This window comes from Yoonia sp. SDW83-1 (assembly GCF_046762885.1).
In the GTDB taxonomy this organism is placed as follows: Bacteria; Pseudomonadota; Alphaproteobacteria; order Rhodobacterales; family Rhodobacteraceae; genus Yoonia.
This window is the reverse complement of the sequence record NZ_JBKQXO010000001.1, coordinates 92,680-109,449: the sequence shown is the minus strand read 5'-3', so window position 1 is coordinate 109,449 and position 16,770 is coordinate 92,680. Positions and strand designations below refer to the sequence as shown.

Here is a 16,770-nt window from a genome sequence, read left to right as displayed (position 1 = left end):
ATCGCACTTGCATCGGGGGTGGCGCTCAAACCCGCAGAGGACGCACTGTCAGGTCCGCGCGGGCCAAAGCCCAAACGGCGGATAACCCCCGCCAACATCATCCTTTACAGCACGCTCTTCGTGGTCTGCATCTACTACCTGCTGCCGCTTTACGTGATGATCGTGACATCGCTCAAGGGGATGCCGGAAATCCGACTTGGCAATATCTTTTCGCCCCCTGTCGAGGTCACTTTTGAACCTTGGGTCAAAGCCTGGGCCGAGGCCTGTACGGGCGTCAATTGCGACGGGCTCAGCCGTGGGTTCTGGAATTCGGTCTGGATCCTGGTCCCGTCGGTTTTCCTGTCCATCGCGATCGCGTCGGTCAATGGTTACGCTCTGGCCAACTGGCGGTTCAAAGGGTCCGAAGTGTTCTTTACCATCCTGATCTTCGGCGCCTTCATCCCCTATCAGGTGATGATCTATCCCATCGTGATCATCCTGCGTGAAAGCGGTGAAGGGATCACCAATTTCGTGCGGTTCTTCTACGCTGACGCACCCACGATCCGGCTCATGGGGTCACTGTCTGGGCTTGTGATCGTGCACACGATCTTTGGCATGCCGATCCTGACGCTGCTCTTCCGCAACTACTTCACGTCCGTCCCCGAGGAATTGTTCAAGGCCGCCCGTGTCGACGGGGCCGGTTTTTGGGGCATCTATTTCCGGATCATGCTACCCATGTCGCTGCCGATCTTCGTGGTCGCGATGATCCTGCAGGTGACCGGCATCTGGAACGATTTCCTGTTCGGAGTGATCTACACCAAACCCGACACCTATCCGATGACGGTGCAGCTCAATAACATCGTCAACTCGGTGCAGGGGATCAAGGAATACAACGTCAATATGGCCGCCACGCTCCTCACGGGGTTGGTGCCTCTCTTCATCTATTTCGCCTCCGGCAAACTCTTCGTCCGGGGCATTGCAGCAGGGGCCGTCAAGGGATGAGCTACTCCGTAGAAATCAAGGATCTCGACCTCGCATTCGGCGCAGTCAAAGTTCTGAAAAACCTGAACCTCGATATCGAGGAGGGTGAATTTATCGTCCTTCTGGGTTCGTCCGGCTGCGGCAAATCCACCTTGCTGAACTGCATCGCCGGGCTGCTGGAGGTCACCGATGGGCAGATTTTCATCAAGGGTGAAAACGTGACCTGGGCCGAACCATCCGAACGGGGGATCGGGATGGTGTTCCAAAGCTATGCGCTTTATCCGCAGATGACGGTCCGGGGGAACCTGTCATTCGGTCTGAAAAACGCGCGGCTGCCCAAGGAGGAAATCGAACGGCGCGTCGCCCGCGCCGCCGAAATCTTGCAGATTGAACCGCTTCTTGGGCGCAAGCCGGGCGCGCTGTCCGGTGGCCAGCGACAACGGGTTGCCATCGGGCGGGCGCTGGTGCGGGACGTCGATGTGTTCTTGTTCGACGAACCGCTGTCCAACCTTGATGCCAAGTTGCGGGTCGATCTGCGGGTCGAGCTCAAGCGGCTGCACAACCAATTGCAGAACACGATGATCTACGTGACGCACGATCAGGTCGAGGCGATGACACTGGCCGACCGGATCGCCGTCATGAAAGGCGGCAACATCATGCAACTCGGTTCGCCCGACGAAATCTATAACCGGCCCCGCAACCTCTATGTGGCGGATTTCATCGGTAGCCCGTCGATGAACTTCCTCGAAGGTTATCTGCAAGGTGACACATTCAAGGTGGACGACATGGCGATGCCCATGACCGGCTATGACTTCATCACCCAGACCACGGATCGGCCCGCCACAATAGGTATCCGGCCCGAACATGTGATCACCGGCGAACTGGTTGCCAATGCGCCGCTGCAATATCAGGTCAACGTTGATCTGGTCGAACCCATGGGGTCCGACACGCTGGTCTACGCCAAACTGGGCCAGCATATTTTCCGTATTCGGATGGACGGACAGGCGCGGGTCAGGTCGGGCGATACGCTGCCCATCGGCATTGACCCCGCCCGTGCATCACTGTTCGACAAAGCGACCGAGGACCGTTTGTGACACCGCTTGATTTGGCAGGCGAATGGGCGCTGTCCGATGACAGCGGCGACCATATCTGCGCCATGCATCTGCCCACCGACGGGATCACCGCGCTGCACGCGGCCGGGCTGATCCCCGATCCTTATTGGGGGCGCAACGAATATGATCTGCGCTGGACCTGCGAACGCGATTGGACCGCCACGCGCGATTTCGATCTGACGGAAACGGAGGTTGATCTGGTTCTGTCCAGTGTCGATACGGTGGTGACCATCCGGATCAACGACTGGATCGTCCTGACGGCCGAAAATGCGTTTCGTGAATACCGCGTCCCGCTGGCCGGCGCAGCGCGCGTGGGGCGCAATACGATCAGTGTGACATTCCATTCCGTCGTGGCCGCCGGTGCCGCCAAACAGGCGGCGCACCCATTTCCACTGCCCAATAGCGCGAACTGTCCGATCCCCAACGGAAACTTTCTACGCAAACCCGCCTGCGATTTCGGCTGGGACTGGAACATCGCACTGGCCCCCTTCGGCATCTACGGCACCACGCGGATCGAGGATGCAAATGCACCCCGGATCGACCGGATCATGATCGCGCAGGATCATTCCGGTGAAGGGGTGGAATTGCAGATCACCGCCCATGTTTCGGGTGGGGCAGGAGAGGTCGCAGCGACCATTGCCGGTCAGACAGCGACGGCGCCATGCATCGGGAATATCTGCACATTGTCTTTGCGTATTCCTGACGCACAATTGTGGTGGCCCGCCGGGCAGGGGGATCAGCATCTCTACGATCTCGAAGTGACCTTTGCCAAGGCAAAGGCCACGCGGCGGATTGGTCTGCGCTCTGCGGAACTGGTGACCGCAACGGATGCGGCCGGCCTTGGTTTCAAGTTCCGCATCAATGGGCGTGATGTCTTTGCCAAAGGCGCAAACTGGATCCCCGCCGACGCGCTCGCCGGTCGGATCACCCCCGCCAAAACCCGCGCTTTGCTGCGATCCGCCGTCGACGCCAACATGAACATGATCCGCGTCTGGGGCGGTGGCCGGTACGAAGACACTTGGTTCTACGATCTATGCGACGAACTCGGGCTGATGGTCTGGCAGGATTTCATGTTCGCCTGCAACCTCTACCCCTCCGACGACGCGTTTCTTGCCGAAGTGCGCGCCGAAGTTATTGATAACGTGTCCAGACTCCACCATCACGCCTGTATCGCACTTTGGTGCGGCGACAACGAATCGATCGGCGCGCTGGGCTGGTACGAATGTTCGCGGATTGATCGCGACCGCTATCTGGTGAACTATGACCGACTGAACCGCTGCATCGAAACCGCCCTCAAGGAAATAGATCCGAAAGCCAATTGGTGGCCATCGTCACCGTCGCCCGGGCCGCTGAATTTCGGGGATGCGTGGCATGATGACGGCTCAGGCGACATGCATTTCTGGTCGGTCTGGCACGAAGGGCGGGATTTTGACCATTACCGCGATGTCAGTCCGCGTTTCTGTTCGGAATTCGGCTTCCAAAGCTACCCGTCGATGCGCGCCATCAACCGCTTTGCCAGCCCGGCCGATCAGAACATCGCCGCCCCGGTTCTGGAAAGCCACCAGAAGAACACAGGCGGCAACGCCCGCATCGCCGAAACCATGTTCCGCTATTTCCGCTGGCCCACGCAGTTCGATGATTTCGTCTATCTGTCTCAGGTTCAACAGGGGCTTGCGATCAAGACAGCCGTCAGCCATTGGCGCAGTCTGAAACCGCACTGCATGGGCACGTTGATCTGGCAGCTTAACGATACATGGCCGGTCTGCAGCTGGTCATCGCTAAACGATGATGGCGAGTGGAAGCTGTTGCACCACATGGCACAGGCCTTTTACGCCCCCATCAACGTCACCGCCGTACCACATGAAAAGAAAATCGTATTGCGCGCCATGAACGACGCCCCGGCACCCGCCACACTACAGATTGCTGCGGCGGCGCTGGCGATGGACGGGACGACCCGACCTTTGGATGCGGTTGAAGTCACCGTGCAGGATCGGGCGATCGACACTCTGCAGATTGATGCCGACGCATTGTCGGATCAGGAGATGCTGTATTTCACATGGACCGGTCCGGGTGGCGCAAAGGGCAGCGATCTTTATGCGCGGCATCCTTACAAACACTACAATCTGCTGCCGCCCAAGCTCAAGATGAACGCCGAGCCGGATGGCGCAGACTGGCTGATCACGGTCGATGCGGAAAGGCTCGCTTTGTTCGTTGCGGTTGAAGCCAACATGCCCGGTCGGTTCAGCACCAACGCGTTCACCCAACTGCCGGACCAACCCAACACCCTGCGCTTCACGCCCGCGTCATCGAACGTCCAACCCAACTTCACGCTGCGCGATCTGCACAGCGCCACTCACGCCTGAACAAAGGACCGCGCCATGCCCCGCATTTCCTATCAACTCTACTGTTCCCGCAACTTTCCGCCATTGGGGGATACGCTGCAAATGCTCGCAAAGGCCGGCTATCAGGAGGTCGAAGGCTATGGCGGTCTGTTCAGTGACGTCGACGGGCTCAAGGCCGCGCTTGATGCCCATGGCCTCGCGATGTCCAGCAGCCATATCGGCCTTGACCAGATCGAAGGCGATGTCGCTGGCACCCTTGCCCTGATCAAGACGCTGGGTGTCCAAAAGGTCTTTGCCCCCTTCATCGCGCCAGAAGACCGACCGGCTGATGCTGCGGGCTGGGCATCTTTCGGGCAACGATTGGCCGCGGCAGGCAAACCGCTGCAGGATGCCGGTGTCACCTTTGGTTGGCACAACCATGCTTTTGAACTTGATCCGCTGGACAGCGGGGACATGCCGCTGGACCTGATCGCGCAAGCGTCGGACGATTTGATGCTGGAATTGGATCTGGGCTGGGTCCGTGTCGCAGGTCACGACCCGGTGGAGCGGATCAAAAAATATGCAGGCCGGATCAGCGCGGTACATATCAAGGATATCGCACCCGACGGCGACTGCACAGACGAAGATGGGTGGGCCGATGTGGGGCACGGCATCATGGACTGGCCCGCGATCCATGCTGCCCTGCAGGACGCCGGTGTCGACCACTACGTCGTCGAACATGACAATCCCAACGACCACGTCCGGTTTGCAACACGCAGCCTGACTGCCATCAACAATTTCTGAGGACACATCATGACACAACTCGGCGTTGGCATCATCGGATGCGGCAATATCTCGACCGCCTATTGCAGGCTGGCCCCGATGTTTGAATCCCTGTCAGTTCGGGCCGTGGCGGACATCAATATGGACGCGGCGCGAGCGCGAGCGGCGGAGTTTGATTTGCGGGCCGATACGGTAGATGACCTGCTGAAAGCCCCGGATATCGACGTGGTGGTGAACCTCACGATCCCCGCCGTGCATTTCGAGGTCACAAGGCAGATTCTGGAAGCGGGCAAGCACGCCTATTCCGAAAAGCCGCTGGTGCTGACGCTGGATCAGGCTGAAACCCTGCGCGAACTGGCCGCGTCAAAGAACCTGCGTGTGGGTTCGGCACCCGACACCTTTCTGGGCGGCGCGCATCAGCAGGCGCGGGCGGCCATTGACGCAGGCGATATGGGCAAGGTCATCGGCGGCACATGTCACGTGATGAGCCACGGTATGGAAAGCTGGCACCCCAATCCCGATTTCTTTTATCAGCCCGGCGCCGGTCCGGTTCTGGATATCGGACCCTATTATGTCACCAACCTGCTTCAACTGATCGGCCCCGTGAAATCGGTCGCCGCTATCGCCAATACCACTTTTGCCACCCGCACGATCGGCAATGGCGACCGGAAGGGCGAAACGATCCCTGTTGATACCCCCACCAACATTCACGCGCTGCTGGAATTTGCAAACGGTGCGACCGTCACGCTTGGTGCCAGTTGGGATGTCTGGGCCAATCGCCATGCCCCGATGGAGCTTTATGGCGAAGATGCATCGCTATTCGTGCCGGACCCCAATTTCTTTGGGGGCACCGTCGAAATCGGCGGTCAGGATCAGGAAATCACACCGCTGCCGACATGGGATCACCCTTTCGGTATCCCCAATGATGAACAGGGCCGCGCCAATTACCGTTGTGCCGGGTTGGCCGATATGGTGACGGCCATCGCCGAAAACCGCGCGCACCGCTGTAGTGTCGATCTGGCCGTACACGCCGTGGATGTCATGACCAGCATTCTGAAGGCCGGCGAGAACCGGAAATTCATCAATCTGACAACGACATGTGATCGCCCCGCCGCTCTTTCACCGGACGAGGCAGGCGCGCTGCTGGCCTAACTGGCCAGCGCAAAGGTGGACACGGTACGGGGGATCTGCCGCCCGAAGCGACGGGTCAATTGTGCATGGCTATAGCCCAGATCAGCACCGTTGCAGATATGCTGATCCTCTGCATCTCTCAGGCTCAGGCCACCACCATGGCGGACAAACTGATAGCCTTTCTTGCGCAGGCGGCTTTGCAGATCATACCAATCAACAGCGTCTTCAAAATCTTCCGTCAGCCTTGCCCGCAAGGGGCCATGCTGGCGTGCTGCCCGATCCGCGCGTGCGCGGGTCCGGCGTTTCAAATCGTTCCGCAGCGCCTCACGCAGGATATCACCTATGGCTGCTTCATTGCGCCCGCAAAGATGGTCGAGGGCGTCGGCGAGTTCGGGGGGTAAACCAAGTACAATCTGTTTCATAGGCGAAATATCGCCGGTTCTTGGTGAAGATGTCGTTAACTACAAACCGGTTTCTGCAGCAATTTGTGCGCGCGATTTTCGGGCCCGTTCGGTGGCAGATTTCAACTGTCCGCAGGCGGCCATGATATCCTCGCCCCGCGGGGTGCGGATGGGGGACGCATAACCTGCCTTGTAGATGATATCGGCAAAGGCGCGGATGCGGTTGTTCGACGACCGCTTATAGGGCGCACCCGGCCATTCGTTGAACGGGATCAGGTTGATCTTGGCGGGAATTCCGTCAATCAGCTTGATCAGACGACGGGCATCGGCGTCGCTGTCGTTCACCCCGTCCAGCATCACGTATTCGAACGTGATCCGCTCTGAATTGGATACTTTGGGATAGGTCCGCAGCGCATCCAGCAGATCGGCAATCTGCCAGCGCTTGTTGATCGGGACCAGCTTGTCGCGGACCTCATCGGTCGTTGCGTGAAATGACACGGCAAGCTGGCAGCCAATCTCTTCCGCAGTGCGCGCGATTTCCGGCACCACACCCGATGTCGAAAGGGTGATCCGCCGCCGCGACAACTGAATACCATGCGGGTCCATCGCGATCTTCATCGCATCGCGGACATTCTCGAAATTATAAAGCGGCTCACCCATGCCCATCAGCACGATGTTGGACAACAGGCGGGTTTCGTCCTTGGGGGCACCGGGCACAGGCCATTCACCCAGATCGTCGCGGGCCAGCATGACCTGCCCGATAATCTCTCCTGCGGTCAGGTTGCGGACCAGCTTCTGAGTGCCTGTGTGACAGAACGAACAGGTCAGCGTGCAGCCGACCTGGGATGAAATGCAGAGCGTGCCGCGATCCGTCTCGGGGATATACACCACCTCAACCTCGTGGCCGCCAGCGATACGCACCAGATATTTGCGTGTACCATCGTCGGACACCTGCCGGGTGACCACCTCAGGAATGGCAACCACGAATTTCTCGGCCAGCATCGCGCGATAGTCTTTCGCCAGATTGGTCATGTCGGCAAAATCACGGACACCCCAGTGATAGATCCATTGCCAGATCTGGCCGACGCGCATCTTGGCCTGCTTTTCCGACGTACCTGCGGCAATCAGGGCATCACGCATGGCGTCACGCGTCATCCCGACAAGGTTCACAGGCCCTTCCGGCAACTTGCGCGGAATGGTCAGCACGTCCTGGGTAATCGGGGCCTTGGCTTCCATGGGAATGCTCCGGATCGGGGGTCAAGCCTGCCATATAAGAGAAAGGGCCGGTTTCCACAAGAAAACCGGCCCCACAAAGTCAATGAAACACGGCGTCAGCTGGAACAGCGGTTCTCGGCCTCTTCCACGGCGGCGGTAAAGCCCAGCAGGCTGAACGTGTCCGTGGTGGTCGTGCCACGGCTCGAACGGCCCACGACAACGGCATTTGCACCGCGCTTCATGGCGGCGACAAACCTGGCATCATCCTCGGGGGTGGCGGGCCATGCGGTTTCGTCATCAGTGAACATCTGGAATGTGGTGCCACCAACCTCAAGGCTGACGGTTGATCCGTCGGCAAAGGGGTAGCCGCCCGCAAACATAACCTGCCCATTCACGCTTTCGGACGGACGGTAGAACACGATCAGACGAATATCACCGCGGTTCACCGAAACGGTATTGCCGTCGCGGGTGTTCACGGTTTCGGTCGGGGCAGACACAGCCCAGCATTCGGTGGGGTCACTCTCAACAAACACGCTCCAATCGGTGTTCGCGGCAATCCGGTTGTCACTGACCTCTTGTGCCAAACCGGCACCAGCCCAGAACACAGCCGCAGCCACGCCAATTGCGCGAGAAATTTTAAAAATCATGTCACAGCCTCCAAGCTGTCCTTGCCTCTGGATGCTCCTGTTTTCGTCGCGGTGCATCTGGCGTACACCTTTTCGACTGGCAGGAACTGTTTCAACTCGATAGCCATAAGCGTAGCAAAAAACCGCCCGCCGGGGAAAGCCCCAAACGCGACGGCGGCTATCTGAAAGACATATACAATCCAAAAAGGCGAAAAAATGGCACATTCGGTTGATTTGGTCGAAGTCTGGCGCGGTGATCTGCTGGAATGCCTCCATCAGGGGCATGCGGTGGTCTGTGACGATGCCGGCCAAATAGTCGAGGCGTGGGGCGACCCCACCGCGCTGATCTATCCGCGGTCATCCTGCAAGATGGTGCAGGCCTTGCCGCTTCTTGAAAGCGGGGCAGGGGCGCATCTGAGCGATGAACAACTGGCATTGGCTTGCGCCTCGCATAACGGGGCAGCCATTCATACCGATCGGGTCAAAGAATGGCTCGGCGATCTGGGCCTGACCGACGATGATTTTCGCTGCGGTCCGCAAATGCCGAATGACAAGGATGCGCGCTATGGCCTGATCCGCGCGTTCGAGGAACCCTGCCAGGTCCACAATAACTGCTCCGGAAAACATGCAGGCTTTCTAACGCTGAGCAAACATCTGCGGGCCGGTCCGGATTACGACCTGATCGACCATCCCGTGCAACAGGCCTGCAAGGCCGCCTTTGAAGAGGTCACCCAAGAAACCAGCCCGATGTTCGGGATTGATGGCTGTTCGGCCCCGAACCATGCCTGCACTCTCCACGGTCTGGCCCGCGCCATGGCGTTTTTTGCCAGCGCGCATGACAGGTCCGACGCGCGCAGTCAGGCGGCGGTCAGGCTTACCCGCGCAATGGGTGCCTTTCCTGAACTGGTGGCGGGCGAAACCCGCGCCTGTACCGAACTGATGCGGGCGATGGACGGCAAGGTGGCGATCAAGACCGGGGCCGAAGGAGTCTTTATCGCGATCATCCCGGAAAAGCGTCTTGGCGTCGCGCTCAAGATCGCGGACGGGGCCACGCGCGCAAGCGAATGCGCAATCGCCGCGATCCTCGTACAGCTCGGCGTGCTGGATCCGGCTCATCCGGCGACCTTGGCGCGCATGCAGCCGCCGATCCACAACAGGCGCGATATCGTCACCGGTCAGATCCGCCCGGTTGCGGCCTTGCGTTAAGCCACGGACAAATCATCAAGATCAATGACCACAGCCGCATGATCGCTGGCATGCGGCCTGTGCCAGCCAACACCAGCAAGGCGCGGGCCGTGAAAGCGTGAGGATTCTGCACCCAACCCCATGCGCATAACGCGCGGCACCGCGTCTGGCCACCTTGCGGCTAGGGCCGGTGAGGCCAAAAGCGCGTCCGGGCAATGATAAAGCGCCGAATGCGGATCAAAATAGGTCCAGCGCAGGTCGACTGGCAGGCGCTGCATCAGATCAACACTGAAATCCCTCTCCAGCGGCGCGATGGCTCTGGGATGACCGGCATCGCCGTCATTCGCCTCGTTCAGATCACCTATGATCAGCCAAAGACCCTTCGCCGGGTCCGCAAAGCGGCGTTCGATCAGGCACCGCGTGGCGCGCGCCTCCAGATTGCGGGTGATCCACGCCTTGTCGGGATCCGGATAAGGCGATTTGAAATGGCACACAAAAAGCGTCAGCGGACCGATATCGACCATCAGGCAGTCGCGGCGAAATACCGGCAATTCCGGATCTACCCCTGCAGGGGCGTCTATCCCTACATCCGCCAGTGTCAGCGATGCGTGGCTTTGCACCCGATCAAGCAGGCGTCGTGAAAGCATCGCCACATCCAGCCCGCGCCCATCGTTCCCGGGCAGGCAAACCCGATGCGGATAAGGGCGGATACCAGTAGGGACCAGATAAACATTGTGGAAGTAATCAAGGGTTTGCTGGTCAAAAACCTCCTGCAACGCAATCACCTCCGCATCCACCTGCCGCAACAATTCGGCCGTCAGCTTGCGGTCGATCTGATCAAGACCAGCATCCTCAGACACATCCGAATCCCGCGCGCCGCGCAGCGGGTTACCTTCGACGTCAGGAAACAGCCTGAGGCTTTGAACGTTGAGTGTGGCAATACGCATGCTGCGCCAAGGTCGCACGGCTACGCGGTTTTACAAAGCATCAAGATTGGCAGATCAGCCCGAGAAAGCCCGGAAAGCCAGTACAACCAATCCAATCAGAAAGATGACGATTGCTGCCATGATGCGAACGCGCGCGAAAGGTCTTACCAGCGAAACCGGATCGTGTCGTTTCGGCGGTTTGTCATCGTCGGTCATCACCATGCCTCTCTACGTAAAAATAGCGTCCGACTGTCCGGGTAGACTGATAAATCACAATCATACTGCGACCCTTCGTCTGACATGCTTGCCATTGGGTGCAGCGGGTCTATCTGGCTCGCGATGCGACATGACACGCAAACACCACTCACCCGACTGCTGCAGCTAGCCTTCGGCACATTCCGCCCACCCCCTAGCCGGCGCCGCATCCTGATCGCGCTGATTTATGGGGTGATTTGCCACAGCATCTTCACCCTGTCCGTGCTCGCCATGATGATCGCTATGTTTTTCGGGATGAGCGAAAGTTTCGGCCGGGTTTCCGACCCATGGCTATGGCTTGCCAATACCGCACTGATCCTGCAATTCCCGCTTGTGCATTCGTTCTTGTTGTCGAGGCGGGGCCGCGCAATTCTGTCAAAGCTAGCGCCGGCACCTCATGGGAAAACGCTGGGCACCACGACCTATGCCATTATCGCATCAACGCAGTTGTTCCTGCTCTTCGCATTCTGGACGCCCAGCGGGATCATCTGGTGGCAGGCAGAAGGCGCGGCATTTGCCACCATCTGTACGCTTTACGCCGCCTCGTGGCTCCTGCTGATCAAGGCCAGCTATGATGCCGGGGCTGAAGTGCAGTCTGGCGCGCTGGGCTGGATGTCACTAATGCAGAAGATCAAACCGGTCTTTCCCGACATGCCGACAACCGGCCTCTTCCGTTTCATCCGACAACCAATCTATGTGGCCTTTGCGCTCACCCTTTGGACCGTGCCAGTCTGGACGCCTGATCAACTGTTCCTGGCAATCAGCTACACAGCCTACTGCCTGCTGGCCCCGCGACTGAAAGAACGACGTTTCCGGAAAATCTATGGCGACCGGTTTCGGGCCTATCAGGCGCGCGTGCCCTACATTTTCCCCACCTTCAAAAGGAATGTCCCCGATGGCCAGCCCCGAACGGAATGATCTGACGATCTATGATCAATATGCCCAGAACTGGTGGTCTGATGATATCCGCTGGGTGCGCACGCTGAAAAACCTTGTTCCCGGGCGATTGAAATGGTTCGACAGGCATGTGGACTGGGCGGGCAAGGCGGTGCTGGATCTGGGCTGCGCGGGTGGGTTCATGGCCGAAGCCTTGGACGAAAAGGGCGCAGAGGTCACCGGTATTGATCCGGCGAAAGATGCCATAGCGGCGGCGCAGGCACATGCGGCGGAAACGGGCCGCAACATCCGCTATGATGTGGGGCTAGGAGAGGATCTGCCTTACCCCGACGCGCAGTTTGACTACGTGGTTTGCGTCGACGTGCTGGAGCATGTTGCGGATCTGCCAAAAGTCTTGTCAGAGGTGGCGCGTGTTCTCAAACCCGGCGGTGTGTTCCTGTTCGACACCATCAACCGAAACATCATCGCACGGCTTGCCGCGATCACAGTGGCCGAAGATATCCTGCGCATATTGCCGAAAGGCACCCATCATCCGGCAATGTTCATCAAGCCGGACGAATTGCAGGCAGCGCTTGAAACGGCGGGGCTTATCCTCGGTCCAACTACCGGTCTGGGTCCCAGAGGCATCAACCGGCGCGGTGACCTGACCTTCGGCCCCCTGCCGCTGCGCACGGTTATCTATATCGGTCTGGCAACGAAACCCGCTCAAGGTTGAACAATCGGTCAGGGCGAGGCAAACAGGTTCAATAATGCAGCGCGGCGCCGCCGCCCCATTGAAAGCCCGAACCGCCATGCCCTTCACCCTTGCCACCTGGAACATCAACTCTGTCCGCCTGCGCGAGGATATCGTCGCCAAACTGATGCGCGAGGAAGCCCCGGATGTGCTTTGCCTTCAGGAATGCAAAAGCCCGGTGGACAAGATCCCGGTGGAGCAGTTCACAGCACTTGGCTACATCCACATGGTCGCGCGCGGGCAGAAGGGGTACAATGGCGTCGCCATCTTCTCCAAAATCCCGATGGAGGAGGCCGGGTCAGAGGATTACGCCAGCCTCGGCCATGCTCGCCACATCGCCGGCAAGCTGGAAAACGGCGTGACCGTCCACAATTTCTACGTTCCTGCCGGTGGCGATGTGCCCGACCGCGACGTGAACGAGAAATTTGGCCAGAAACTCGACTACCTGACCGAAATGCGCGACGCCTTTCATACGGACAAACCGCAGAAATCCATCCTTGTGGGCGACCTGAACATCGCCCCCCGCGAAGATGACGTGTGGAGCCACAAGCAACTGCTCAAGGTCGTTAGCCACACGCCCATTGAAGTCGACCATTTCGGGCAGGTCATGGATGCAGGCGGCTGGTCCGACGTGACCCGCAACGACATCCCCGAAGGACAGCTTTACAGCTGGTGGTCCTACCGGGCGAAAGACTGGGACGCCGCCGACAAGGGGCGCAGGCTCGATCACATCTGGGCCACGCCCGACATCAAGAATGCCGCCCATTCCAGTCGGGTCCTGCGCGACGCGCGCGGCTGGGAAAAACCCAGCGATCATGCACCCGTTTTTGCAACATTCGATCTGTAAAACAGGAACCGGGAAATGGGACTTTTCTCACGGGCACCTAAGGGTGATCTGAACCTGAATTATGATGCCATCGCCGGATACGCTGTTGGCTGGCTGCCCTACTCGGAAAAGGCCATTCACCTGGCATTTCCGCATCTCACAGTCAGGTCTGCGACGATACCGGATTACAACAGGGGCACGACAGATGGTTTTGCACTGTTCGACGCCGATCAGGCTGAACCGGTGCTATGCATCGCCAAAGACGGCGACAGCGGTTATGCCTTTTCCGTCTCGGCGCATAATCGGCAGCCCCTCATCCTGGGGAAATACCGCGTCGATGAAACTGTGTTGGGCGATTTTCGCGATGATCACATGGACTCTGCCGATTTCTGGGTGGATGGATCCAAGATCGTTGTAATGGGTGGACTGCGCGAACATGGTGCTGCCTATACGGCGCGTCACATGTTTTTCCCGCCCGCCGATTGGACGGGCGATCTGCGCAAGGCAGGCGCGGATGTATGGCGAACATGTGTCCTGTCCGAGACGCGGTTTTTCGTCTCGGGTCAGCGGATTCGACCGACGGATGACATTGATACCGCTGGCGGCGTGAAACTGGTCAAGAAGCATCGCGGGCAGGCCCCGCAGCCATTGCAGCCAGGGCCAAACCGAGGTGGCGGCGACCCGATCAAGCCGTTGTTGCAGGGGCTGTATTCACCAAAAGAGGCGCAAAAAGCCTATCTGAAGCTGGCGGATATCATTATGCACAATGCGGATATCGCGGCGACAAAGGCCAGGATCAAAACCGTATTTGAAAACCACGAAGCACCCGACGACGTGGCCTTGCGTCTGTCCGAGATGTATAATGAGCAACGCGAGACAGTTTTCATGGTCCCGTTAGACTGGAAAGCGGAACCGTCCGATCTGGCAAATCGGATCACATGCGCCCTGGGTGACGAGGCGGTGCGATTGCCTGACGTTGAAAACAGGTCCGTGGCCGAAGATGGTGTTTTCGCGGTATACGCGGAAAGTCTGCAGGATGCCGGTTTTGATCTGTGGAGCCTTGATACGCAATCCGACACGCATTGCCTGTTTGTGGCACGCAAGAAGGATCGCAAGCGGATCGCGAAACTGCTGATACCAACGCAGGCCGCGGCCTGCGTCTTTGCATAAAGGAAAGCCTGCCGATGAAAGCTCTGATCCAACTGCATGACGGCTACGCCGATACCCAAACCGGCCCGAATATCGACGACTTGTCACCCTTTCTGGCCCTACAGGATGTGCCGGTCCCCACGCCCGGCGATGGGCAGGCGCTGATCAAGGTGCATCTGGCCGCCGTGAACCCCTCTGACATCCATTTCATCAAGGGCGAATATGGCCAGCCCCGCGTCAAGGGGATGCCTGCCGGGTTTGAGGCAGTGGGCGAGGTTGTCGCGGGGGATACGCCGCTCAAGGGCCAGCGCGTCAGCTTCTTCGCCGATGCCTCCGGCACATGGGCCGAGTACGCCATGACCGACGCCAGCCGCCTTGTCCCCTGTCGTCCCGATCTGGCGGAACCCGACGCGGCGGGTCAGTTGGTCAATCCGCTGACCGCCATCGCCATGTTCGACATGGTCAAGGAAAGCGGGGCGGACAGCTTCATCCTCAACGCCGCAGGCTCGCAACTCGGCAAACTGCTGATCGCGCTGGGTCGGGATCACGGGATCAGACCGATCGCCATCATTCGGCGGGCCGAACAGGCGCAGGCGCTAAAAGACCTCGGCGCCGCAGAGGTGATCGTGACCGGCGCCGATGACCCGCTGGGACAAGCACAATCCATCTTCAAAACTCTGAAGCCGCGCATCCTGCTGGACGCGGTTGGGGACCAATTCACGTCCGATCTGTTCTTCGCCATGCCATCCCATGCGCGCTGGGTGAACTACGGCAAACTCTCGACCGAGGCACCAAAGCTGACCCAGCTTGGGCAGATGATTTTCATGGGCAAACAGATCGAAGGTTTCTGGCTGACCCGCTGGATGAAACAGGTCGATCCGGCCCGTATCCCCGAGGCGTTCAGCGAAATCCAGAAACGGTTCGTGACAGGCAAATGGACCACCGATGTTGCTGGCATCGTGCCACTGTCCGAAGCGATGGACAAACTGCCAGAGGCGCTGGCCAAGCCGGACGGGAAAGCGTTCATTGACCCCAGGGTTTAGGATGGGCGGCGGTCGTCGCGATGCGAAGCGGCGTCAGCTTGGTTCAAATAACTCCACCGCATTTCCCGACGGATCATTGCAAAGGATTTGGCGCCCACCCGGCCCTTCGACAATTTGATTGCGGAAGGTGACACCGCTTTCGGTCATTGCGGCGACCATTGCATCCAGATCGTCAGCCAGGATTACGATGCGGCCCCAGCCGCCCGGTTCCGGTTTTCTGCCATCAGGCATTGGCTTGGAGGCCGAAGCCGGTGGCCCGGCTACCCAAAGCTGCAGATCATCCTTGCTCAGGATGGCCATTGCTGGCCCATATTGCTCTTCTAAGGTGAACCCAAGCTTGCCCTGGTAAAACGCAATAGCCGCGTCGACGTCATCTACGATGTAGCGGAACTGTGCCATGGTGCTGACCCCCCCCTTGATCTTAGCCTCAGGCAGGATCACCGCAAAGGGCTCATGTCGCCCGCTGCTCCGCCTCCAGCAAATCGCCCGGCTGACACTCCAAAACTGCACAAATCTTGGCCAGTGTCTCGAACCGGATCCCCTTGACCTTACCCGATTTCAGCAGGCTCAGGTTCTGTTCGGTGATGCCGATCGCCTGCGCAAGATCGCGGGACTTCATCTTGCGCAGGGCCAGCATCACGTCGAGGCGGACGATGATCTGCATGTCTTTCATACGAATGACCGGTTTTCGGACGCAACGTTAGACGCTTCGCGCATGGCCCAGCCGATCACGATGATCAGACCTCCTGACAATGCGAAAAAGATCATTTCGCTGTTCAGGCTAATAGCGATGCTGCGCTCGCCGGGTGGGTTATGCATGGTCAGCAGTGCCGTCATGACCGGCTGCAATATGAACTGCATCAACGCTAGGCCCAGAAATCCCTGGCCGATACGTTTGATCAGATTGGCGCATGCCTTGGTCAGAACGTCGCCCGTGCGATATGACGCGAACAGCCTGCGCATATCGTTGAGAACAAAAAGAAATATGATGGGACTGATCACCGACAGGGCGATTGCGCCGTATAGCTGACCTGCTGTGACGTTTCGGGTGACGGTGATACCATGCACCAGACCATCCACGATCGCCTGATCCAATGGCATGTTCAGGGCACCGATCCAGAAGGCGATGGGCGTCGCAATCATTGCAAAAATTGTCAGCCATTGGAGCGTTCGGCTCCATCTTTTTACTTTATCTATCGACGACATA

19 protein-coding genes are annotated in these 16,770 nt (G+C 58.8%); 11 read left to right on the top strand and 8 right to left on the bottom strand.

Going from position 1 to position 16,770, the window contains the following annotated elements; translation table 11 throughout:
• Genes ACFWW4_RS00510 through ACFWW4_RS00490 form a run of 5 tightly spaced genes read left to right on the top strand, consistent with a single transcriptional unit; the run spans nt 1 to nt 6,328 of the window.
• Nucleotides 1-981 carry a carbohydrate ABC transporter permease gene (locus tag ACFWW4_RS00510; RefSeq protein WP_411889399.1) on the top strand — a complete coding sequence of 327 codons (981 nt, stop codon included), beginning with the start codon at nt 1-3 and terminating at the stop codon, nt 979-981.
• Entirely contained in the window at nt 978-2,054 is a 1,077-nt protein-coding gene (locus ACFWW4_RS00505; RefSeq protein WP_393927488.1) for an ABC transporter ATP-binding protein, read from the top strand. The genes ACFWW4_RS00510 and ACFWW4_RS00505 overlap by 4 nt, the downstream gene beginning before the upstream one ends.
• A complete protein-coding gene (locus tag ACFWW4_RS00500; RefSeq protein WP_411889066.1) occupies nt 2,051-4,435 on the top strand; it encodes a beta-mannosidase in 2,385 nt (794 codons plus the stop codon). The genes ACFWW4_RS00505 and ACFWW4_RS00500 overlap by 4 nt, the downstream gene beginning before the upstream one ends.
• Nucleotides 4,436-4,450: 15 nt before the next feature.
• On the top strand, nt 4,451-5,197 hold the full coding sequence (locus ACFWW4_RS00495) for a sugar phosphate isomerase/epimerase family protein (RefSeq protein ID WP_411889065.1): 747 nt from the start codon (nt 4,451-4,453) through the stop codon (nt 5,195-5,197).
• A 9-nt stretch (nt 5,198-5,206) separates the two neighbouring features.
• Entirely contained in the window at nt 5,207-6,328 is a 1,122-nt protein-coding gene (locus ACFWW4_RS00490; RefSeq protein ID WP_411889064.1) for a Gfo/Idh/MocA family protein, read from the top strand.
• On the opposite strand, the gene ACFWW4_RS00485 is transcribed toward ACFWW4_RS00490, so the two are convergent.
• The 3 genes from ACFWW4_RS00485 to ACFWW4_RS00475 all read right to left on the bottom strand — a co-directional run bounded on the left by ACFWW4_RS00485 (nt 6,325) and on the right by ACFWW4_RS00475 (nt 8,570).
• On the bottom strand, nt 6,325-6,729 hold the full coding sequence (locus ACFWW4_RS00485) for a ribbon-helix-helix protein, CopG family (RefSeq protein WP_393927492.1): 405 nt from the start codon (nt 6,727-6,729) through the stop codon (nt 6,325-6,327). The two genes, ACFWW4_RS00490 and ACFWW4_RS00485, sit on opposite strands and share 4 nt — an antisense overlap.
• A gap of 39 nt (nt 6,730-6,768) precedes the next feature.
• On the bottom strand, nt 6,769-7,944 hold the full coding sequence (gene rlmN, locus ACFWW4_RS00480) for a 23S rRNA (adenine(2503)-C(2))-methyltransferase RlmN (RefSeq protein WP_411889063.1): 1,176 nt from the start codon (nt 7,942-7,944) through the stop codon (nt 6,769-6,771).
• Between the two features lie 95 nt (nt 7,945-8,039).
• Nucleotides 8,040-8,570 (bottom strand): invasion associated locus B family protein, encoded by a 531-nt coding sequence (locus ACFWW4_RS00475; RefSeq protein ID WP_393927494.1) that lies wholly within the window; start codon nt 8,568-8,570, stop codon nt 8,040-8,042.
• Between the two features lie 195 nt (nt 8,571-8,765).
• Between ACFWW4_RS00475 and ACFWW4_RS00470 the strand changes: the two genes are divergently transcribed.
• Nucleotides 8,766-9,755: an asparaginase gene (locus tag ACFWW4_RS00470; RefSeq protein ID WP_411889062.1), complete on the top strand. Its 990-nt coding sequence runs from the start codon at nt 8,766-8,768 to the stop codon at nt 9,753-9,755.
• Here ACFWW4_RS00470 and ACFWW4_RS00465 read toward each other — a convergent pair.
• Both ACFWW4_RS00465 and ACFWW4_RS00460 read right to left on the bottom strand, forming a co-directional pair.
• Nucleotides 9,752-10,681, bottom strand: a complete 930-nt coding sequence (locus ACFWW4_RS00465) for an endonuclease/exonuclease/phosphatase family protein (RefSeq protein WP_411889061.1) — start codon at nt 10,679-10,681, stop codon at nt 9,752-9,754. The genes ACFWW4_RS00470 and ACFWW4_RS00465 overlap by 4 nt on opposite strands.
• Before the next feature lie 54 nt (nt 10,682-10,735).
• Nucleotides 10,736-10,876, bottom strand: a complete 141-nt coding sequence (locus ACFWW4_RS00460) for a hypothetical protein (RefSeq protein WP_411889060.1) — start codon at nt 10,874-10,876, stop codon at nt 10,736-10,738.
• Nucleotides 10,877-10,999: 123 nt separating this feature from the next.
• Between ACFWW4_RS00460 and ACFWW4_RS00455 the strand changes: the two genes are divergently transcribed.
• From ACFWW4_RS00455 to ACFWW4_RS00435, 5 genes are all read left to right on the top strand, one after another.
• Nucleotides 11,000-11,833: a methyltransferase family protein gene (locus tag ACFWW4_RS00455; protein WP_411889059.1), complete on the top strand. Its 834-nt coding sequence runs from the start codon at nt 11,000-11,002 to the stop codon at nt 11,831-11,833.
• Nucleotides 11,811-12,527 carry a bifunctional 2-polyprenyl-6-hydroxyphenol methylase/3-demethylubiquinol 3-O-methyltransferase UbiG gene (gene ubiG / locus ACFWW4_RS00450; protein WP_411889058.1) on the top strand — a complete coding sequence of 239 codons (717 nt, stop codon included), beginning with the start codon at nt 11,811-11,813 and terminating at the stop codon, nt 12,525-12,527. The genes ACFWW4_RS00455 and ubiG overlap by 23 nt, the downstream gene beginning before the upstream one ends.
• Before the next feature lie 76 nt (nt 12,528-12,603).
• Nucleotides 12,604-13,392, top strand: a complete 789-nt coding sequence (xth, locus tag ACFWW4_RS00445; protein ID WP_411889398.1) for an exodeoxyribonuclease III — start codon at nt 12,604-12,606, stop codon at nt 13,390-13,392.
• A gap of 15 nt (nt 13,393-13,407) precedes the next feature.
• Nucleotides 13,408-14,541 (top strand): hypothetical protein, encoded by a 1,134-nt coding sequence (locus ACFWW4_RS00440; RefSeq protein ID WP_411889057.1) that lies wholly within the window; start codon nt 13,408-13,410, stop codon nt 14,539-14,541.
• 14 nt (nt 14,542-14,555) lie between these two features.
• On the top strand, nt 14,556-15,563 hold the full coding sequence (locus ACFWW4_RS00435; RefSeq protein ID WP_411889056.1) for an alcohol dehydrogenase catalytic domain-containing protein: 1,008 nt from the start codon (nt 14,556-14,558) through the stop codon (nt 15,561-15,563).
• Between the two features lie 33 nt (nt 15,564-15,596).
• Here the strand turns inward: ACFWW4_RS00435 and ACFWW4_RS00430 are convergent, their stop codons facing one another.
• The 3 genes from ACFWW4_RS00430 to ACFWW4_RS00420 are packed head-to-tail and all read right to left on the bottom strand — an operon-like array spanning nt 15,597 to nt 16,706.
• Nucleotides 15,597-15,962, bottom strand: a complete 366-nt coding sequence (locus tag ACFWW4_RS00430; RefSeq protein ID WP_411889055.1) for a VOC family protein — start codon at nt 15,960-15,962, stop codon at nt 15,597-15,599.
• A 52-nt stretch (nt 15,963-16,014) separates the two neighbouring features.
• On the bottom strand, nt 16,015-16,236 hold the full coding sequence (locus tag ACFWW4_RS00425) for a helix-turn-helix domain-containing protein (RefSeq protein ID WP_411889054.1): 222 nt from the start codon (nt 16,234-16,236) through the stop codon (nt 16,015-16,017).
• On the bottom strand, nt 16,233-16,706 hold the full coding sequence (locus tag ACFWW4_RS00420; protein WP_411889053.1) for a DUF2975 domain-containing protein: 474 nt from the start codon (nt 16,704-16,706) through the stop codon (nt 16,233-16,235). The genes ACFWW4_RS00425 and ACFWW4_RS00420 overlap by 4 nt, the downstream gene beginning before the upstream one ends.
• Between the last annotated feature and the right edge of the window lie 64 nt (nt 16,707-16,770).